Source organism: Skermanella aerolata KACC 11604 (genome assembly GCF_000936425.1).
Lineage (GTDB): Bacteria > Pseudomonadota > Alphaproteobacteria > Azospirillales > Azospirillaceae > Skermanella > Skermanella aerolata.
Window position 1 is genome coordinate 76,093 of record NZ_AVFK01000001.1, and the last position, 16,852, is coordinate 92,944.

At 63.8% G+C, this 16,852-nt stretch carries 15 protein-coding genes; 11 read left to right on the plus strand and 4 right to left on the minus strand.

The genetic code is table 11. The annotated features are described in order from the left end of the window. Positions 1–68: 68 nt before the first annotated feature. The 6 genes from groES (at position 69) to N826_RS00385 (ending at position 6,860) form a co-directional block, all read left to right on the plus strand. Positions 69–383, plus strand: a complete 315-nt coding sequence (gene groES / locus N826_RS00360) for a co-chaperone GroES (protein WP_044425353.1) — start codon at positions 69–71, stop codon at positions 381–383. Between the two features lie 52 nt (positions 384–435). Continuing rightward, complete coding sequence (gene groL / locus N826_RS00365) at positions 436–2,070, plus strand: chaperonin GroEL (RefSeq protein ID WP_044425354.1); 1,635 nt, start codon at positions 436–438, stop codon at positions 2,068–2,070. Between the two features lie 216 nt (positions 2,071–2,286). Then, on the plus strand, positions 2,287–3,459 hold the full coding sequence (locus N826_RS00370; protein ID WP_280178415.1) for an acyltransferase family protein: 1,173 nt from the start codon (positions 2,287–2,289) through the stop codon (positions 3,457–3,459). Positions 3,460–3,551: 92 nt separating this feature from the next. After that, positions 3,552–4,607: an EF-P lysine aminoacylase EpmA gene (gene epmA / locus N826_RS00375; RefSeq protein ID WP_044425355.1), complete on the plus strand. Its 1,056-nt coding sequence runs from the start codon at positions 3,552–3,554 to the stop codon at positions 4,605–4,607. Between the two features lie 4 nt (positions 4,608–4,611). Continuing rightward, positions 4,612–4,950: a hypothetical protein gene (locus N826_RS00380; RefSeq protein WP_147040085.1), complete on the plus strand. Its 339-nt coding sequence runs from the start codon at positions 4,612–4,614 to the stop codon at positions 4,948–4,950. 566 nt (positions 4,951–5,516) lie between these two features. Then, entirely contained in the window at positions 5,517–6,860 is a 1,344-nt protein-coding gene (locus N826_RS00385; RefSeq protein WP_044425357.1) for a GntT/GntP/DsdX family permease, read from the plus strand. A 91-nt stretch (positions 6,861–6,951) separates the two neighbouring features. Here the strand turns inward: N826_RS00385 and N826_RS00390 are convergent, their stop codons facing one another. The 3 genes from N826_RS00390 to N826_RS00400 form a co-directional block, all read right to left on the minus strand. After that, positions 6,952–7,173, minus strand: a complete 222-nt coding sequence (locus tag N826_RS00390; RefSeq protein ID WP_044425358.1) for a hypothetical protein — start codon at positions 7,171–7,173, stop codon at positions 6,952–6,954. Between the two features lie 121 nt (positions 7,174–7,294). After that, positions 7,295–9,157, minus strand: coding sequence for a DUF7024 domain-containing protein (locus N826_RS00395; protein ID WP_044425359.1), 1,863 nt, complete (start codon positions 9,155–9,157; stop codon positions 7,295–7,297). 353 nt (positions 9,158–9,510) lie between these two features. Next, on the minus strand, positions 9,511–10,251 hold the full coding sequence (locus N826_RS00400) for a hypothetical protein (RefSeq protein WP_147040083.1): 741 nt from the start codon (positions 10,249–10,251) through the stop codon (positions 9,511–9,513). A 139-nt stretch (positions 10,252–10,390) separates the two neighbouring features. Between N826_RS00400 and N826_RS00405 the strand changes: the two genes are divergently transcribed. The 5 genes from N826_RS00405 (at position 10,391) to N826_RS00425 (ending at position 14,984) form a co-directional block, all read left to right on the plus strand. Further along, the gene (locus tag N826_RS00405; protein WP_044425361.1) at positions 10,391–11,614 is read left to right on the plus strand and encodes a putative DNA modification/repair radical SAM protein; all 1,224 of its coding nucleotides are present in this window, start codon (positions 10,391–10,393) and stop codon (positions 11,612–11,614) included. An 8-nt stretch (positions 11,615–11,622) separates the two neighbouring features. Then, the gene (locus N826_RS00410; protein WP_044425362.1) at positions 11,623–13,029 is read left to right on the plus strand and encodes a UdgX family uracil-DNA binding protein; all 1,407 of its coding nucleotides are present in this window, start codon (positions 11,623–11,625) and stop codon (positions 13,027–13,029) included. Between the two features lie 86 nt (positions 13,030–13,115). Beyond that, positions 13,116–13,349: a hypothetical protein gene (locus tag N826_RS00415; RefSeq protein ID WP_044425363.1), complete on the plus strand. Its 234-nt coding sequence runs from the start codon at positions 13,116–13,118 to the stop codon at positions 13,347–13,349. 331 nt (positions 13,350–13,680) lie between these two features. Beyond that, positions 13,681–14,406, plus strand: coding sequence for a phosphatidylcholine synthase (pcsA, locus tag N826_RS00420; RefSeq protein WP_044425364.1), 726 nt, complete (start codon positions 13,681–13,683; stop codon positions 14,404–14,406). Positions 14,407–14,453: 47 nt separating this feature from the next. Then, entirely contained in the window at positions 14,454–14,984 is a 531-nt protein-coding gene (locus N826_RS00425) for a hypothetical protein (RefSeq protein WP_044425365.1), read from the plus strand. Between the two features lie 34 nt (positions 14,985–15,018). On the opposite strand, the gene N826_RS00430 is transcribed toward N826_RS00425, so the two are convergent. After that, positions 15,019–16,836: an IlvD/Edd family dehydratase gene (locus tag N826_RS00430; RefSeq protein ID WP_044425367.1), complete on the minus strand. Its 1,818-nt coding sequence runs from the start codon at positions 16,834–16,836 to the stop codon at positions 15,019–15,021. Between the last annotated feature and the right edge of the window lie 16 nt (positions 16,837–16,852).

Below are 16,852 nucleotides of genomic sequence, written 5' to 3' on the forward strand. Positions count from 1 at the left end.
CCCCATTGGTCAAATTGAGCCGGACTGGCCTTCGGGAGGTCCGACGCCGATTTTGGAGGCTTTTCGAAATGAAGTTCCGTCCTTTGCATGACCGCGTGGTCGTTCGCCGCGTCGAGCAGGAGAGCAAGACCGCCGGTGGCATCATCATCCCCGACACCGCCAAGGAAAAGCCGCAGGAAGGCGAAGTGATCGCCGTCGGTTCCGGCGTGCGCGACGAGTCCGGCAAGGTCCAGCCGCTGGACGTCAAGGCCGGCGACCGGGTGCTGTTCGGCAAGTGGTCCGGTACGGAAGTGAAGATCGACGGCGTCGACTACCTCATCATGAAGGAGTCCGACCTGCTGGGCGTTCTGGAAAGCGCCGGCGCCGCCGCCAAGGCCGCCTAAGCCGCTTTTCGCTTCACCGACCAACCGACTATATTCGAAAAGGTTTACGGACATGGCTGCAAAGGAAGTCAAGTTCAGCATCGACGCGCGCAACAAGATGCTTCGCGGCGTCGATATCCTGGCCGACGCGGTCAAGGTGACCCTCGGCCCCAAGGGCCGGAACGTCGTGCTGGAGAAGTCGTTCGGCGCTCCCCGCATCACCAAGGACGGCGTCACCGTCGCCAAGGACATCGAGCTTTCCGACAAGTTCGAGAACATGGGCGCGCAGATGGTGCGCGAAGTCGCCAGCAAGACCAACGATCTTGCCGGTGACGGCACCACCACCGCGACCGTCCTGGCCCAGGCGATCGTCCGCGAGGGCGTCAAGTCGGTTGCCGCCGGCATGAACCCGATGGACCTGAAGCGCGGCATCGATTTGGCCGTCGAGACCGTCGTCAACGACATCAAGTCCCGCTCCAAGAAGATCGGCACCAACGCGGAAGTAGCCCAGGTCGGCACCATCTCCGCCAACGGCGAGCGCGACATCGGCGAGATGATCGCCCGCGCCATGGAGAAGGTCGGCAACGAGGGCGTCATCACCGTCGAGGAAGCCAAGTCGCTGGAGACCGAGCTTGAAGTCGTCGAGGGCATGCAGTTCGACCGCGGCTACCTCAGCCCGTACTTCGTGACCAACGCCGACAAGATGCAGGTCGAGCTGGAGAACCCCTACATCCTCCTGCACGAAAAGAAGCTGTCGGGCCTTCAGGCGCTGCTGCCGGTCCTCGAATCCGTCGTCCAGAGCGGCCGCCCGCTGGTCATCGTGGCCGAGGACGTCGAGGGCGAGGCGCTGGCGACCCTGGTCGTCAACAAGCTGCGCGGCGGCCTGAAGATCGCTGCCGTCAAGGCTCCGGGCTTCGGCGACCGCCGCAAGGCGATGCTCGAGGACATGGCCATCCTGACCGGCGGCCAGGTCATCAGCGAAGACCTCGGCATCAAGCTGGAGAACGTGACCGTCGACATGCTGGGCACCGCCAAGCGCGTCGTCATCACCAAGGAAAACACCACGATCGTCGACGGCTCCGGGTCCAAGGACGACATCACCGCCCGCTGCACCCAGATCCGTCAGCAGATCGAGGAAACCACCAGCGACTACGATCGCGAGAAGCTCCAGGAGCGGCTGGCCAAGCTGGCCGGCGGCGTCGCCGTGATCCGCGTCGGCGGTGCGACCGAGGTCGAGGTGAAGGAGCGCAAGGACCGCGTCGATGACGCGATGCACGCGACCCGCGCCGCCGTGGAAGAAGGCATCGTCGCCGGCGGCGGCGTTGCCTTGCTGTACGCCACCAAGGCGCTCGACCAGATCAAGACCACCAACGACGACCAGCGCGTCGGTGTCGAGATCATCCGGCGCGCTCTCCAGGCTCCGGCTCGCCAGATCGCGACCAATGCCGGTGTCGATGGTTCCATCGTGGTCGGCAAGTTGATCGAGCAGACCGACAGCAGCTTCGGCTACAACGCTCAGACCGACCAGTACGGCGACATGTTCCAGTTCGGCGTGATCGACCCGACCAAGGTCGTGCGCACCGCCTTGCAGGATGCCGCCTCGGTCGCCGGCCTGCTGATCACCACGGAAGCGATGGTGGCCGAGAAGCCGGAGAAGAAGGCGCCCGCCATGCCGGCCGGCGGCGGCATGGGCGATATGGATTTCTGATCCGGACGCCCAATATAACTGATTGTTGCAATCGCCTTGGAGGCGGCCCGTCCGGGCCGCCTCCTTCTTTTTCGGATAAGCGGTTCGCGCCGGCGCCGTCATGGCCGGCGTAAGGCCGAGGCGTTCCCGAAGCGCCGTTTACACCGGGAATATCTGGAATAAAGCTGCCCTATAAACCGGGTCCTGGGATTGACCGGAGACCGATTCTCGGAGGCAGTGTTGCGTTTCCATACTCTCGACAGTTGGCGTGGTATCTGTGCGCTCTTAGTCGCTGTAATGCATCTTCCGGTTCTCAGCCATTTCTATGCCGAGCCCTTTTTCCGGAACAGCTACCTGTTCGTCGATTTCTTCTTCGTGCTGAGCGGCTTCGTCATCACCTTCTCCTATGGCGGCAAGATCGTCGACTGGCGCTCCGCCGGGACCTTCATGGTGCGCCGCATCGGCAGGATCTGGCCGCTGCACATGGTCATGCTGTTCCTGTTCTTCGATCTCGAACTCGTCAAGTTCGTCATGAACGGCTGGTACGGCGGCGCCCATCAGGTGCCCTTCACGGGAGAGACCTCGCCCGAGGCGCTGCTGACCAATACGCTGCTGATCCACGCCGCCGGCATTCACGACGTCAATACCTGGAACAAGGCGAGCTGGTCGATCAGCGCGGAGTTCGTCGTCTATGCCGGCTTCGCGCTGACGCTGATCGCCTTCCGGTCGCGGGCGACGCTGGCGCTTGCCCTGCTGGCCGCCGTCGGCGCGGTCGTGCTGCTGGACTTCTCGCCCCACTACATGGATACGCAGCAGGAGTTCGGCGTGCTGCGTTGCCTGTTCGGGTTCGCCGTCGGGCATCTCGTCTACCGGCTGTATAGGCATACCGCCGCCGGCGCCGATGGCGGTCCCCGCTTCGGTACGATGGTGGAAGCGGCCGCCCTCGTGCTGGTTGCGATCTTCGTCTCGCGCGCCGGCCGTGGACCGGTCACGATGTTCGCTCCCCTGCTGTTCGGCGTGGTCGTCTATATCTTCGCCTGCGCGGACGGTTTCTTCACCAAGCTGCTCTCCACACGGTTCTTCCGGCGGCTGGGGGAACTGTCGTTCTCCATCTACATGATCCATCTGTTCGGAGTGGAGATGCTGATGAAGGTCGCCAATGTGATGGAGAAGGTGACGGGCTGGACGATCAAGGCTCCCCATGTCCCCGGCGGCGACCAGACGGAAATCCTGGTGTTCGGCGGGCTGTGGGCGATGGACGCACTCACGCTGGTCTACCTGGCCATCGTCGTCGTGATCTCCGGCGTTACCTACCGGATGATCGAGAAGCCGGGCCAACGGCTGTTCAATACCGGCCTGCTGGCGCTCCAGGGCCAAACGGAAAAGGGTGTCCGCCCGCTGGCTCATTGAGGCGGCGGGGACTGCGGTATATGGTCGGTCGCTTGAGGCTGATCGGTTACCGCGAGGAGATGCCGGGCTTTCAAGCCCGTGCATGAGGAAGAATGACAGAGCAACCCTGGTGGCACCCGGAGCGGTTCGCCCGGCGGCGGCCTTTTCTGGAAGGCAGGGCGCGGGTGGCGTCCAGGGTCCGGGCGTGGTTCGAGGGGCAGGGCTTCATCGAGGTCGAGACCCCGGCGTTGCAGGTTTCGCCGGGGCTGGAGCCGCACCTGATCGCCTTCTCGACCGAGCTGGTCGGGCCGAACCCGGACGACCGGCGGACGCTCTACCTGCACACCAGCCCCGAATTCGCGATGAAGAAGCTGCTGGTGGCGGGCGTGCCCCGGCTGTTCCAGTTCGCCAAGGTCTTCCGCAACGGCGAACGATCGGGCACCCACAGCCCGGAATTCACCATGCTGGAATGGTACAGGGCAGGGGCCGGCTACCGTGACCTGATGACTGACTGCGAAGCGCTGGTCCGGACGGCGGTGCGGGCCGGCGGGCGCGAGGGCTTCGAGTGGCGGGACCGCACCTGCGATCCCTTCGCGCCGTGGGAGGTCCTGACGGTGGCCGAAGCCTTCGACCGCTATGCCGGGATCGACCTGCTGGCGACGGCTCCGGACCCGCAGGCGCCCGACGCCGGGTTGCTGGCGCGGGAGGCGGAGCGGATCGGCATATCTCCCCATGCGGGCGATAGCTGGGAAGACCTGTTCTTCCGGATCTCCCTGGACCTGATCGAGCCGGAGCTGGGGATGGGCCGCCCGACCTTCCTGACGGATTATCCCGTTTCCATGGCGGCGCTGTCGAGGCCGCGGGCAGACGACCCGAGGGTGGCGGAAAGGTTCGAGCTTTACGCCTGTGGGTTGGAACTGGCGAATGCCTTCGGCGAGTTGACCGACGCCGGGATCCAGCGCGCCCGGTTCCAGGCCGATATGGACCTCAAGGAGCGCCTGTACGGAGAGCGCTACCCGATCGACGCCGACTTCCTGGCGGCCCTGGAGTTCGGCATGCCGGAAAGCGCTGGAATAGCCCTGGGTTTCGACCGTTTGTCCATGCTGTGTACGGGAGCGCGGGAGATCGAGGATATCCTGTGGGCTCCCGTCGCAGGCCTCGAGGAGTGACGGTGTGGTTCGACGGATCGGAATGACGGTACTGCTGGCGGCGGCCGGGGCGATGCTGGCCTCCTGCGCCAGCTTCGAGCCCAACCCGCTGCTCGGCCGCTGGGCGATGGCGTCTCCCCTGGCGCCGGGATTGGTACTGGGGACCTACGAGTTCCGCCGCTACACCATGACGGCATTCGGCGTCACTCAGGATGTCGAGTACTCGGTCGACGGCAACAACGTCCTGGTCATTCCGGAAGGGATTGGCATAGGGATCGAGGTCACCATCGACGAAGACGGCAAAGCCCGGCTCAACGATCCGGTAACCGGCGGGCTGCTGACGCTGCGGCGGCTGCGGAGCTAAGAGGCTAGTGTAGAACTCGGATCACTGTTGCGTCCTGAGCGCGAAGCGATGATCGACCGCTCGCATGACCTGCCGATCGCCAAGACAGCTTGGGATGCCCAATGTCAGCCGGGACAGCGTCTATCACCTCAGACCTCAATCCAGCCTTCACCGGCAAACACCCGATCCGGCCTACTTCATCCCGCTTCCACAAATCGCGGCGGCCTGAACCCGGCAGCCCTTCCACTTCCATACGGGTGCAGGCCTTACTCAGCCGAAAGCGGATGATCGCGCTTATGCTTCTGAACAAGCAGCGCCTTGCACATCCAAGTCCTCTCGAAGGCGTAGCTGATTCGCGTGATGCATGACGAGAGGACTGGTCTGATTCCACTCCTCCACCCGCTTCAAAGATAGAGTGCCAGACGCATCCATGGCCGCGTGCCGGGGGCAACAAAGCGGCATGAAGGTCGGAACATGATTTCCCCTTCGAGGTTTCCGAAGCATCGCAGTCTTCGAAAAACTCAGCTGGGAGGAAATTAAATTGATGTATCTCGATCCAGATCCATGCCGCATCCAGGCCTGACGCGATGTCCGGCGCATATCTGATTCTTGTTGCAGCAGCAGGCATTTCGGCCCTGCTATTCCTCGTCATCAAAGTTCGTCTTCATGCCTTCGTTACGCTTCTGCTGGTCAGCCTGCTGGTCGGCGTCGCCGCCGGAATGCCGCTGGAAGGCGTCATCAAATCCGTCGAGAAGGGCATGGGAGGCACGCTGGGCTTCGTCGCCGTCGTCGTCGGGCTGGGCGCCATGTTCGGCCAGTTGCTCGAAGTATCGGGTGGGGCCGAGCGATTGGCCCGCACCATGGTCCGGAAGTTCGGCGACGACAAGGTGCAGTGGGCGCTGGGGCTGACCGGCTTCATCGTCTCGATCCCGGTTTTCCTGGACGTCGCCATCGTCATCCTGGTGCCGATCCTGTACCGCTTGGCCCGCGACAGCGGCAAGCCGCTGCTGTACTACGGAATTCCGCTGGTTGCAGGCGGGGCAGTGACCCACGCGTTCATCCCACCGACGCCGGGGCCGATCGCGGTCGCCGATCTGCTGGGCGCCGATCTCGGCTGGGTGATCCTGTACGGCGTGATCTGCGGCCTGCCGGCCATGGTGCTGGCCGGGCCGGTCTGGGGCAGCTACATCTCGCGCCGCATCACCAAGGGCGTTCCCGATTACGTAGAATTGGGCGATATCGACGAGAGCCGTGAGTTGCCGAGCTTCGGCGAGGTGCTGGCGATCATTATGACGCCGCTGCTGCTGATTCTGGTGAGCACGACATCCGGCATCATGCTTGACGAAGGGAATCCCCTGCGATCGTTCCTGGTGTTCATCGGCCACCCTTATGCGGCGCTCCTGATCGCAACCTTGCTGGCGATGTTCCTGCTGGGGTCCCGCCGGGGCTACGATAGGGAGGAGATCCAGAATATCGTCAACAAGGCGCTGGAACCTGCGGGCATCATCATTCTGGTGACCGGTGCGGGCGGCGTGTTCAAGCAAGTGCTGATCGACAGCGGCGTCGGTCAGGTTCTGGGCGACATGATGTCGGCCTCGGGCCTACCGTACCTGGTGCTGGCTTTCGTCATCTCGGCATTGATCCGGGTGGCGCAGGGCTCCGCCACGGTAGCCATGGTGACAGCGGCCGGTCTCATCGGCCCGATCCTGGAACAGAACAATGTCGAAGGCTCTCAATTGGCGCTTGCGACGATCGCGATCGCGGCCGGCGGCACCATCCTCAGTCACGTCAACGACAGCGGCTTCTGGCTGGTCAACCGGTTCTTCGGTCTGACCGAGAAGGAAACGCTACAATCGTGGACGGTGGCCACGACCATCGTGTCGCTGGTCGGCTTTGTCATGGTCTTGCTGCTGGGCGCCATGGTGGGCTAACGGGCCTGCCATCTAAAACCGCTCAGGTCTGGTGGAGGGACGGCTCGGCTTCGGACGGGCCGTTCCTTATGCCCGGTACGGGCAACGGTACTCAGCGCCGAGTGTTACCGAAGCAAGTGGGTGAATCACAAAAGACGAAGGGAGCGACGGCATGCAGGATGGCAACCCCAAGGATGGTGCGGATCGAGCCACAAGCCTGGCGGAGCAAGGACTTCACGAGCAGGCTCAGGGGCACGACGCCGAAGCGGATCGGCTGTTGTCCGAAGCGCTCTCCATCGACTCCGAAGCGGTCGATCAGGTTCTTCGGAAGCATGATGCCGGGCGCGCTCCGGATGCGCGGGATCAGGCTACGAGCAATCGGGACGTGGAACGGACACCGCCGCGATCCTGATCGTTCGACGGTGGGACCATGAGCGCTGTTCCCGGCAGGTGGATCAGCTTGCCGGCTTAACCTGTAGCAGCCTCAACCCCAGTCCCAACTGCCGGGTGTCTTCGGACAGAGTTGCGTCGGCGGGAGAGGCTGGATGTTGTATCCGGAAGACCAAGGAGGCGGGAGATTGCCGGGCGGCTACCGAGGCGGGTATCCGCGCGAATTTCGTCTTCTCTGAATCGCCAGCGGCAAAACTCCATTGGGCGACGGAAACGCCGTTTACGACGAGTTCCACCTGCTGAAGTCGATCTGCGGATCGCGAGAAGGCGTCGGCCGTAATCTGCAAATCGATGTCGACAGGATCACCGGAAGCCGTTTTGGGTGGGAACGGCAGCAGCAGTTCCGCTTTGGGACCAATGCTCCAGGTGCCCCAGGGCTCCGCGTCCGACCATCCGCCGATCTTGTAGAAGCTTGTGTTGCCGGAAGCCGAAAAGTTCAGGATGCCGTCTTCCGGCAGGGGCGGCACAGCGCAACTTGAAGTGCCGGAGAGTTCGGCGACGCCGTACTGGTAACCGGTCCGATAAAGGTCGTCGGGCTTGTCCATGGTTTGCCGAAGATCGACGATCGCCGTGTCCGGCTTGACGCGGTCGCTTCGCACGAGATAGCGCAGGCAGTATCCATTCGCCAGATACCGGCTCCGGACGATCCCCCATCCCATATCCATTTGAGGCGTCACCCACGCGGCGATCAGGTCGGGATGGCGAGCGAAGACGTAGTCGGGATCGGTCTTGCTGTGGCCAACGGCGCCGAAATCGCTTTTCTTCATCCCGATATGAGCGTCGTTGAGACCCAGCATATCGATCGTCGCCAACCGGGAATAAAACGGCACCTTGCCGGCGGCATCGATAGCGAGCGTGGCGCCCGGATAGCGCTCTCCAAGGAAGCCGCCTAGTTCCGCCCACATGTCGTATTCCTTGGGTCCGTAATCGAACCTTCCGTCATTGAAAAGCGGACTTAGCTGAAGCGCCAATGGGATTGCGGCCAGCGGCAGTACCCGGCGAGTTGCGTGCAGGCTGAGGCCGACCGCGAGCCAGGACATCACGGCGATGATCAGAAGGAACCGCTCGGCGAAGACGTCGCCGCCGATATAGATCCAGTAGGCAAGCCACGCACAGCCGAAGAATCCCAGGATGGCATAAGGTCCCGGCGGCCTTCGGCTGGTCAGATATATTATGAAGTCAATGCAGAGTACCGGTATGACGAAGGCGATTGCGAGAAGATGCGGCAGCATGCCGGTCGAGACCACCTCGCTACGCAACTGACCCAATCCGGCGGTCAGGCGCTGGCCGAGCGTGCCGGTGACCTTTGCGTAATAGGTCATCGGCAGCGGCAGCCCGTAATAGCTGAGCCGCCAGACCGTCAGAGCTGTCATTGCCGCCGTAATGATCGCGAGCAGCCGCAAGGATGTTCGTCTCCGGCCGCTTGCCAAGATTAAAAGGGCGGCCAGAACAGGAATGATGAAGCCATCGGGGCGGATCAGGATCGAGAGCACGGAGGCGACGATGACAAGGTGCTGCCAGTGCTCTTCCGAAAACGCGCCGGTGCGGAGCGACAAGGTGAGAGCGCCGACGACGATCATCGACTGGAGCAGCACGACGACCGGGGTTTCCAGGCCGGAGGCAACGGCCGCCCACAACGGCGGAAACAGGGACAGCCCGATCGTGCCTACAAAGGCGGCAGTCCGGCCGGCATGGCGCTGCAGCCAGACCCCCAGGAACAGAATCAGCCCGACCAAGGCAATCGTGTTGACGATCAATGCAGCGGGATAGAGCGCTTTGGCGGAACCGGCGAGAGCGACCAGTGTCAGGACGGCAACGTAAAGCAGGTTCGAGTAGCCTTCGACCCTTTTTCCCGGATTGAAGACCAAGCCGTTCCCTTCCGCTGCATTCAACGCATACCGGAAGCTTATGAAGGCGTCATCGCTGCCCCAGGCATGTCCTGAGGTATTTACCCAGCTATGGCCGTGGAAAATATGCAGAAGGCAACCCGCTATCGCTATCAGAACGGCCGGAACCAGAATCAGATTGGGATATCGCCGCAGGGTTGGATGCCTCCCTGATGGAACGGCAGCCGACGTCTGAAGTGAATTCGTCAACGGAATGCTACTCACGAAGTTGATCCAGGAAGCCGCCGATTTCCATGCAGGTCCAGGTGGCTCAGGGCATGAACAACTTCTCTGTTAACTTGTCCAGTCGGAACCGGTAAGCGGTGGCGGACGTCTCAGCTTGCCGGCAGGGCGGAGTAGCACAGGTCCGAGGTGTCGCGCTTGATGTCGAACTTCGGCGAGTCCAGATGAGCTTTGCCGCGCTCAGCCTCCGTCTCGGAGATCACCGTGCCGTGGAAACGTCCGAACTTGTCGTAGACGTTGACGACCTGCTCGGTCACGCCGGCGTCCATCGGAACGCCGGGGCGGGCGGTCTTGGGGCTTTTCGGAGAGACATCCGGCGTGTCGTTGTCCAGCCACTGCAAATGAACCAAGGCGACGATCCTGTCGCCGGCCGGACTCGCACGATCCAGCGCAAGTATCTGGACCCGATTGCCTAGCTGGGTCCGCATGGGTCGCGAAAAGTCGAGCGGAGGGCGAGGCGCGGAATACGTGATCCGCTCGGCCGATAGCGGCGCCGGCTCCGGCTTCGGGCCATTGACCAGACCGGTGAGGTCCCGCTCGTCAAGGGCGGCTAGGAATCCGGCGCGCACTTCGTCCATGCTCCAGAGGGTGCCGCCGAAAGCACCCGTCTTGGTGTAGATGCCGATCGCCTCGCCGATGTCGCCGCCACAGTTCACAGCCGCCACGATGGGATGGCCGTCGGAACTGGTTCGCTGGGAGGTCAGGATGCGTACGCCGTTTCCCTTGCGCGTCCTGATCGGTTCGCTCAGGTCGAGGCCCTGCTTGATCGCGGCCCAGAGAGCCATCGCTCCCGCAACCATCCCCCCTCCGATCAATACAAGCGGTGCGACCATGATCCCTCCCTGTTCGGCAGGCGCCAGCCTAAGGCAAGGAAATGCCGGCGGCAAGCCCGGCACCCTGGCGGAAGGTGCGGCTTGACCCCGGCCCCTTTCGCACTAGAACATAGTATGAACAATTTGCGCGGGCAGGATCATGGAGTTGTTGAAAAAGCTGGAGATTTTGGCGGATGCGGCCAAGTACGACGCATCCTGCTCCTCCAGCGGATCGGATCGGAAGAACTCGGCCGGGACCAAGCATGGGATCGGCTCTACCGAGGGCATGGGGATCTGTCACGCCTATGCCCCCGATGGCCGATGCATTTCCCTGCTGAAGATCCTGCTGACCAATTTCTGCGTCTATGACTGCCTGTACTGCGTCAATCGGCGGTCCAGCAATGTGCGGCGCGCCCGGTTCACGCCGGAGGAGGTGGTGGACCTGACGCTGGGCTTTTACCGGCGCAACTACATCGAGGGGTTGTTCCTGAGTTCCGGGATCATCCAAAGTCCCGACTACACGATGGAGCAGATCGTCCAGGTGGCACGGATGCTGCGGGAACAGCACGGCTTTCGCGGCTATATCCATCTGAAGACCATCCCCGACGCCTCGCCGGAACTGCTGGCGGAGGCTGGACGCTACGCGGACCGGTTGAGCATCAATGTCGAGCTGCCGGTGGAGGCGTCGCTGGGCAAGCTGGCTCCGGAAAAGGACGGCGCCGCGATCCGACGTTCAATGGGGCGGCTGAGGCTCAACATCGAGCAGGCGAAGGAAGAACCGCGAGGGCCGCGATTCGCGCCCGGCGGCCAGAGTACCCAGATGATCGTCGGCGCGGATACCACGGACGACAAGGGCATCCTGGCCACCAGCGATCGGCTCTACAACGCTTACCGGCTGCGCCGGGTCTATTATTCGGCGTTCAGTCCGATCCCGGACGCGAGTTCGGGGCTGCCTCCCGGGGCGCCCCCGCTGATGCGGGAGCACCGGCTGTATCAGGCCGACTGGCTGATGCGGTTCTACAGCTTCGAGGCGGGCGAGATCGTGCCCCAGGGCGGGTTGCTCGACCTGGAGATCGATCCGAAGCTGGCCTGGGCGCTGGGCAACCGGCACCGCTTCCCGGTCGATGTCAACAAGGCGGACCGGGAAAGCCTGCTTCGGGTACCGGGAATGGGCGTGCGTACCGTCGACCGGCTGCTGTCGATCCGGCGGCACAAGGCGGTCCGTATGGAAGACCTCGGCCGGCTGCGGGTGCAACTTGCCAAGGTGGCGCCGTTCATCGTCACGGCGGACCGGCAGATCGGGCAATCGGCACTGGACCGGCTCGACCTTCGGGCGCGGCTGATGCCAAAGCCGGCGCAGCTTTCATTGCCGCTGTTCGCCTGAGACGCGGCATGCACGCGGTCAACCTGTCCCATCCCGCCGACTTCGAGGCATGGCGGAGTGCGGCGCGCCGGATGATCCTGGCCGATGCCCGGCCGGAGGCTGTCGATTGGCGGGTCGGGAGCGATGCCGGTCTGTTCGGCGAAGCGGAACCCGCAGGCGGTGGGAGGGGGCCGGGCGGGCGCGGTTTCAGCGTGCCGCGCGGGTTCATGGATCTGGCGGAAAGCGTCGTCTGCCACCGCGACCCCGCGCGGTTCGCGGTACTTTACAGTCTGCTGTGGAGGCTTACTCATGGCGAGACCGGCTTGCTGGAGATCGTGTCGGACCGGGAGGTGTACCGGGCCGAGGCGATGGCGCGGGCGGTGCGCAGGGACATCCACAAGATGCACGCCTTCGTCCGGTTCCGCCAGCGGGACGGCCATTACCTGGCGTGGTTCGAGCCGGACCACTTCATCGTCGATCAGGCCGCTCCGTTCTTCGCGCGGCGCTTCGCCAACATGGACTGGTCGATCCTGACGCCGGACCGAAGCGCTCATTGGGACGGCGAGATGCTCCATCTGGCGCCCGGCGCCAGCCGGCGGGACGTGCCGGACGACGATGCGCTGGAGGAGTACTGGCGCAGCTACTACGCCAACATCTTCAACCCGGCCCGGCTGAAGATCGCCGCCATGCAGGCGGAGATGCCGCGTAAATATTGGCACAACCTGCCGGAGGCGCGGATGATCGCCCCGCTGATCCGCGAAGCAGGGAGGCGGACCGCCGGGATGATCGAGGCGGAGGGAACGGCGGCGCCGGCCAAGGCTACCCGCTGGGCGGAGGCCTTCGCGCGCGAACTGCCGCCTGTCCAGGACGACGGCGGTCTTGAGGCATGCCGGCGCTGTGGGCTTTGGCAGGCTGCGACGCAGGCCGTTCCGGGCGAGGGACCGGCCGGAGCGGCGCTGATGCTGGTCGGCGAACAGCCGGGCGACCAGGAGGATCTGGCCGGCCGGGCTTTCGTCGGTCCCGCCGGGCAGTTGCTCGACAGGGCGATGAAGGAAGCCGGCATCGAGCGGACGGAGTGCTACGTCACCAATGCGGTGAAGCATTTCAAGTTCACGCCGCGCGGCAAGCGGCGTATCCACCAGAGTCCCGATGCGGGAGAGATCGAGCATTGCCGGTGGTGGCTGACGAAAGAGATCGCCACCGTACGTCCCCGACTGATCGTGGCGCTGGGCGCCACCGCCGGGAGGTCCCTGCTGCGGCGTCCGGTGGCGGTCATGCGGGAGCGGGGCGCCGTGCTGGCGACGGGGAGCGACTATCGGGTGGTGCTGACGGTACATCCCTCGTTCCTGCTGCGGCTGCCGGACGCGGAGCGCAAGGCGGCGGAGTACGAGCGCTTTGTCGCCGACCTGCGTCTGGCAGCGGCCGCAGCGGCCTGAGGATGTAGCGTCATGGTCCACTAATACCTTTGCGATGCATCGAATCGCCGCAAGCGATGGCATTCTGCCCCTCTTGCAAGGGAGTGATGATGCGTCCACGCTTTGGACAGGCCGTCCTGACCGACGATGACCGGGAAAGGCTCCGCGATCGTCTGGAACGGCTCGGCGAACAGAAGGTCAGGCTGATGTCGGGCGTCGACTGCGTCCGTTACTTCGGCAACTGGCAGGCGGCCGAACTGGTCGACGAATGGCTGGAGTACAAGGATGCCGAACGCCAGCGGCAGAGCGGGCTGCTTCAGCGTCTGTTCGGAAAAAGATAATCTTGGGTAATCCTCCGCATTCCGGCCCTGTCCTTCCCGCTTGTTGAGTTTTCCCCTCCGAAAGGCTAATGGAGTACGGGGCGGGAACAGACAAAGTATGCTGCGGGAAGAAGCCGTGCCAAGCTCAAGCACGCCGGTGACTTTAGCGTGCCGATCGTTGAATTATCGGGTTATGGATGAACATAAGTGCCATGCTGCATGTTCCGGGGTGGGCCATGCCGATGATCCTGAAGACGATGTTCCCGAAGACCCTGGGCTCGCAGGCTTGAACACAGAGAAGCGCCTGGCTCGCGGCCGGGGCGGAGTATTGTAGGCGGAGATGACTTCCAGGATGACCCAATTGACCGAGCCCTATTCCCAGATCCAGAAGGTAGCGGCCTGGGTGGTGCATGCCGTCACGGCCAGCGGGGTGGTGCTCGGGTTGATGGCCTTGCTGGCGCTGGTCGACAACAACGCCAAGGGCTGCCTGATGTGGCTGGGTGCGGCACTTCTGGTGGACGGGGTCGATGGCACGCTGGCCCGCAAGTTCTCCGTCAAGACGGTCCTGCCCAATTTCGACGGGGCTACCTTGGATCTCGTCATCGACTATCTTACGTACGTCTTCATCCCGGCGATTTTCATCTATAAGTTTATTGCGCTGCCGGGGCCGCTGGAATTGGTGGCTGTCGCCTTCATCCTGTTGTCGGCTCTTTATTGTTTCTGCAACGTAAACATGAAGAGCAACGACAACTACTTCGTCGGCTTCCCCGCCGTCTGGAACGTCGTGGCGCTTTATCTCTACGTGCTGGACCTGGAGCCGGGGGTCACCTTCGCGCTGATCGCCATCTTCGCCGTGATGACATTCACGACGGCCAAGTTCGTGCATCCCTTCCGCGTGCCGCACCTGATGCCGATGAACATCGCGATGACGGCCGTCTGGATGATCAGCAGCCTGATGCTGGTGTTACAGCAGCCGGAGACTCCGATGGTCCTGATGGTGCCGTGGGTCGTTTCCTCGGCCTGGTTCGCCGGCATTTGCGCCTGGCGCACCGTGCGCGACTACACCCAGGGACGCTGATCTCCGCGCTCGATCCGCTCTGCTAGAGGCCTTTCTTGATACGTGCCGTGACCGTGTTTCTGGCGGGCGCCTTGGTCCTGCCGCTGGCTGGCTGCCAAGCTCCCGTCCATATGTTCAACATGATCGTTCCCGCCGAGGCGCCGATCGAGGGTTCCGCCGGCAAGGAATTGTCGGTAGAAGTCGGCAGCGCCGAGGGCGGCGAGGCTTCGGGCTTCCTCAACGACATCCGGATATCGGACCTCGACCTGCGGGAAGCCATCATCAACTCGCTGGCCGTACGCGGCGCCCTGGCGCGTGGGCAACCCGACTTCCGGATTGATGCCGAAGTGATCCTGGGTTCCACCGGAACCCAGGAAATCCTGATGGGGCTGAACGTGACGACGACGGTCGACATGCGCTGGCTGGTGACAGAGCCGGCCAGCGGCGACAGGGTCTTTTCCCGTACCCTGACATCGACCGGAACCGCATCGTCCAGTGAGTACTTCAACCCGACCGAGCGCATACAGGTGGCGACCGAGCGGGCGATCCAGGAGAACATCCGTATGCTGATCGCCACGCTCTACAGCCTCAAGCGATGAGGCGTATGCCTGGGACCCTTCAGTATCTTTCGGCTCAGTGAGAGTGCCGGGGCAGGCCGCTGGTGTGGACGACGTCCTGGTACTTCAAGGCCGGCTCCAGGCAGGCGCCGTCGGAAAGCTGGCCGACGAGGCTGCGGTAGATCTCCTGCCACGGCGTCTGGTTCTTCAGCACGGGCAGATTGAGAGCGGCTCGGCGGGCGGCGATTTCGTCGTCGGACGCGACCAGATCGACGCGCCGGGTCCGCAGGTCGATCCGGACCTTGTCGCCGGTCTTCAGCAGGGCCAGACCACCGCCGATGGCCGCTTCCGGCGAGGCATTCAGGATCGACGGGCTGGCCGAGGTGCCGCTCTGACGGCCGTCGCCGATGGTCGGGAGCGAAACGATGCCTCGTTTGATCAGGTGGTCGGGCGGCTGCATGTTGACGACCTCGGCCGATCCCGGATATCCCACGGTGCCGCAGCCGCGGATGAACAGGATGCAGTCCTGGTCGATGTCGAGGGCGGGATCGTTGATCCTGCCGTGATAATCCTCCGGTCCTTCGAACACGATGGCGCGGCCGACGAAGGCGTCGGGATCGTCCGGATTGGAGAGATACCGCTCGCGGAACTCCGGGCTGATGACGCTGGTCTTCATGACAGCCGAATCGAACAGGTTGCCACCCATCACCAACATTCCCGCCTCTTCCATCAGCGGCTTGTCGTACGGACGGATGACGTCGTTGTCGGGCGCCGGCGCCTTCGCGACGTTCTCGCCGATGGTCTTGCCGCTGACGGTGACGGCATGGGCTTGGATGCGTCCGACCTTCAGCAGCTCCTTCATGACGGAGGGGATGCCGCCGGCCCGGTGAAAGGCTTCTCCCAGGTAGAACCCGGCGGGCTGGCAGTTGACCAGCAGCGGAACTTCGTGGCCGACCCGCTGCCAGTCTTCCAGCGACAGGTCGACGCCGACATGGCGGGCGATGGCCGTCAGGTGCGGCGGGCAGTTGGTCGAGGCACCGATCGCGGACGCCACGGCGATGGCGTTCTCGAAGGCGTCCCTGGTCATGACCTTGCGCGGGGTCAGATCCTCCCGGACCATCTCCACGATACGGCGGCCGGTCAGATAGGCCATCTGGCCGCGCTCCCGGTAGGGGCCGGGGATCGCGGCGCAGCCGGGCAGGGACATGCCCAGCGCTTCCGCCAGCGAGTTCATCGACAGGGCGGTGCCCATGGTGTTGCAGTGGCCGACGCTGGGAGCCGAAGCGCATACCATGTCCATGAACTCGTCATAGCCGATCACGTCGGCCGAAAGCAGCCGGCGCGCTTCCCAGACCACCGTGCCGGAACCGGCGAGCCTGCCGTTGTAATGGCCGTCGAGCATCGGGCCCCCGGACAGGACGATGGCCGGAAGGTTGACGGTGGCGGCGCCCATCAGCATGGCGGGCGTGGTCTTGTCGCAGCCGGTCGTCAGCACGACGCCGTCCAGTGGATAGCCGTAAAGCACCTCGACCAGTCCCAGGTAGGAGAGGTTGCGGTCGAGCGCCGCCGTGGGGCGCTTGCCCGTCTCCTGGATCGGGTGGACCGGAAACTCGATGGGAACGCCGCCCGCTTCGCGGATGCCGTCCTTGACCCTGGAGGCTAATTCGACGTGGTGGCGGTTGCAGGGAGCGAGGTCGCTGCCGGTCTGCGCTATGCCGATGATCGGCTTGCCGGACTGAAGCTCCTGCCGAGTCAGCCCGTAGTTGAGGTACCGCTCGATATAAAGGGCGGTCATGTCCGGGTTCGACCGGTCGTCGAACCAAGCCTGGCTGCGCAGCCTGCCGGTGCCTTTCGCGTCCGGTGCGTCCGGTGTGTACGGTTTCTCCGTGGTCATGGTTTCTCCCCTCGAT

Bases quoted from the DNA above. Each gene is read 5' to 3' on its own strand.
- epmA (WP_044425355.1), top strand. From the start codon at position 3,552: ATGACAGAGCAACCCTGGTGGCACCCGGAGCGGTTCGCCCGGCGGCGG.
- N826_RS00390 (WP_044425358.1), bottom strand. From the start codon at position 7,173: ATGCTTCCGAAGAACCTGATCGACCGCTTCGGAGTCGATGGAGAGCGC.
- N826_RS00410 (WP_044425362.1), top strand. From the start codon at position 11,623: ATGCACGCGGTCAACCTGTCCCATCCCGCCGACTTCGAGGCATGGCGG.
- N826_RS00430 (WP_044425367.1), bottom strand. From the start codon at position 16,836: ATGACCACGGAGAAACCGTACACACCGGACGCACCGGACGCGAAAGGC.
- pcsA (WP_044425364.1), top strand. From the start codon at position 13,681: ATGACCCAATTGACCGAGCCCTATTCCCAGATCCAGAAGGTAGCGGCC.
- N826_RS00385 (WP_044425357.1), top strand. From the start codon at position 5,517: ATGTCCGGCGCATATCTGATTCTTGTTGCAGCAGCAGGCATTTCGGCC.
- N826_RS00415 (WP_044425363.1), top strand. From the start codon at position 13,116: ATGATGCGTCCACGCTTTGGACAGGCCGTCCTGACCGACGATGACCGG.
- groL (WP_044425354.1), top strand. From the start codon at position 436: ATGGCTGCAAAGGAAGTCAAGTTCAGCATCGACGCGCGCAACAAGATG.
- groES (WP_044425353.1), top strand. From the start codon at position 69: ATGAAGTTCCGTCCTTTGCATGACCGCGTGGTCGTTCGCCGCGTCGAG.
- N826_RS00405 (WP_044425361.1), top strand. From the start codon at position 10,391: ATGGAGTTGTTGAAAAAGCTGGAGATTTTGGCGGATGCGGCCAAGTAC.
- N826_RS00400 (WP_147040083.1), bottom strand. From the start codon at position 10,251: ATGGTCGCACCGCTTGTATTGATCGGAGGGGGGATGGTTGCGGGAGCG.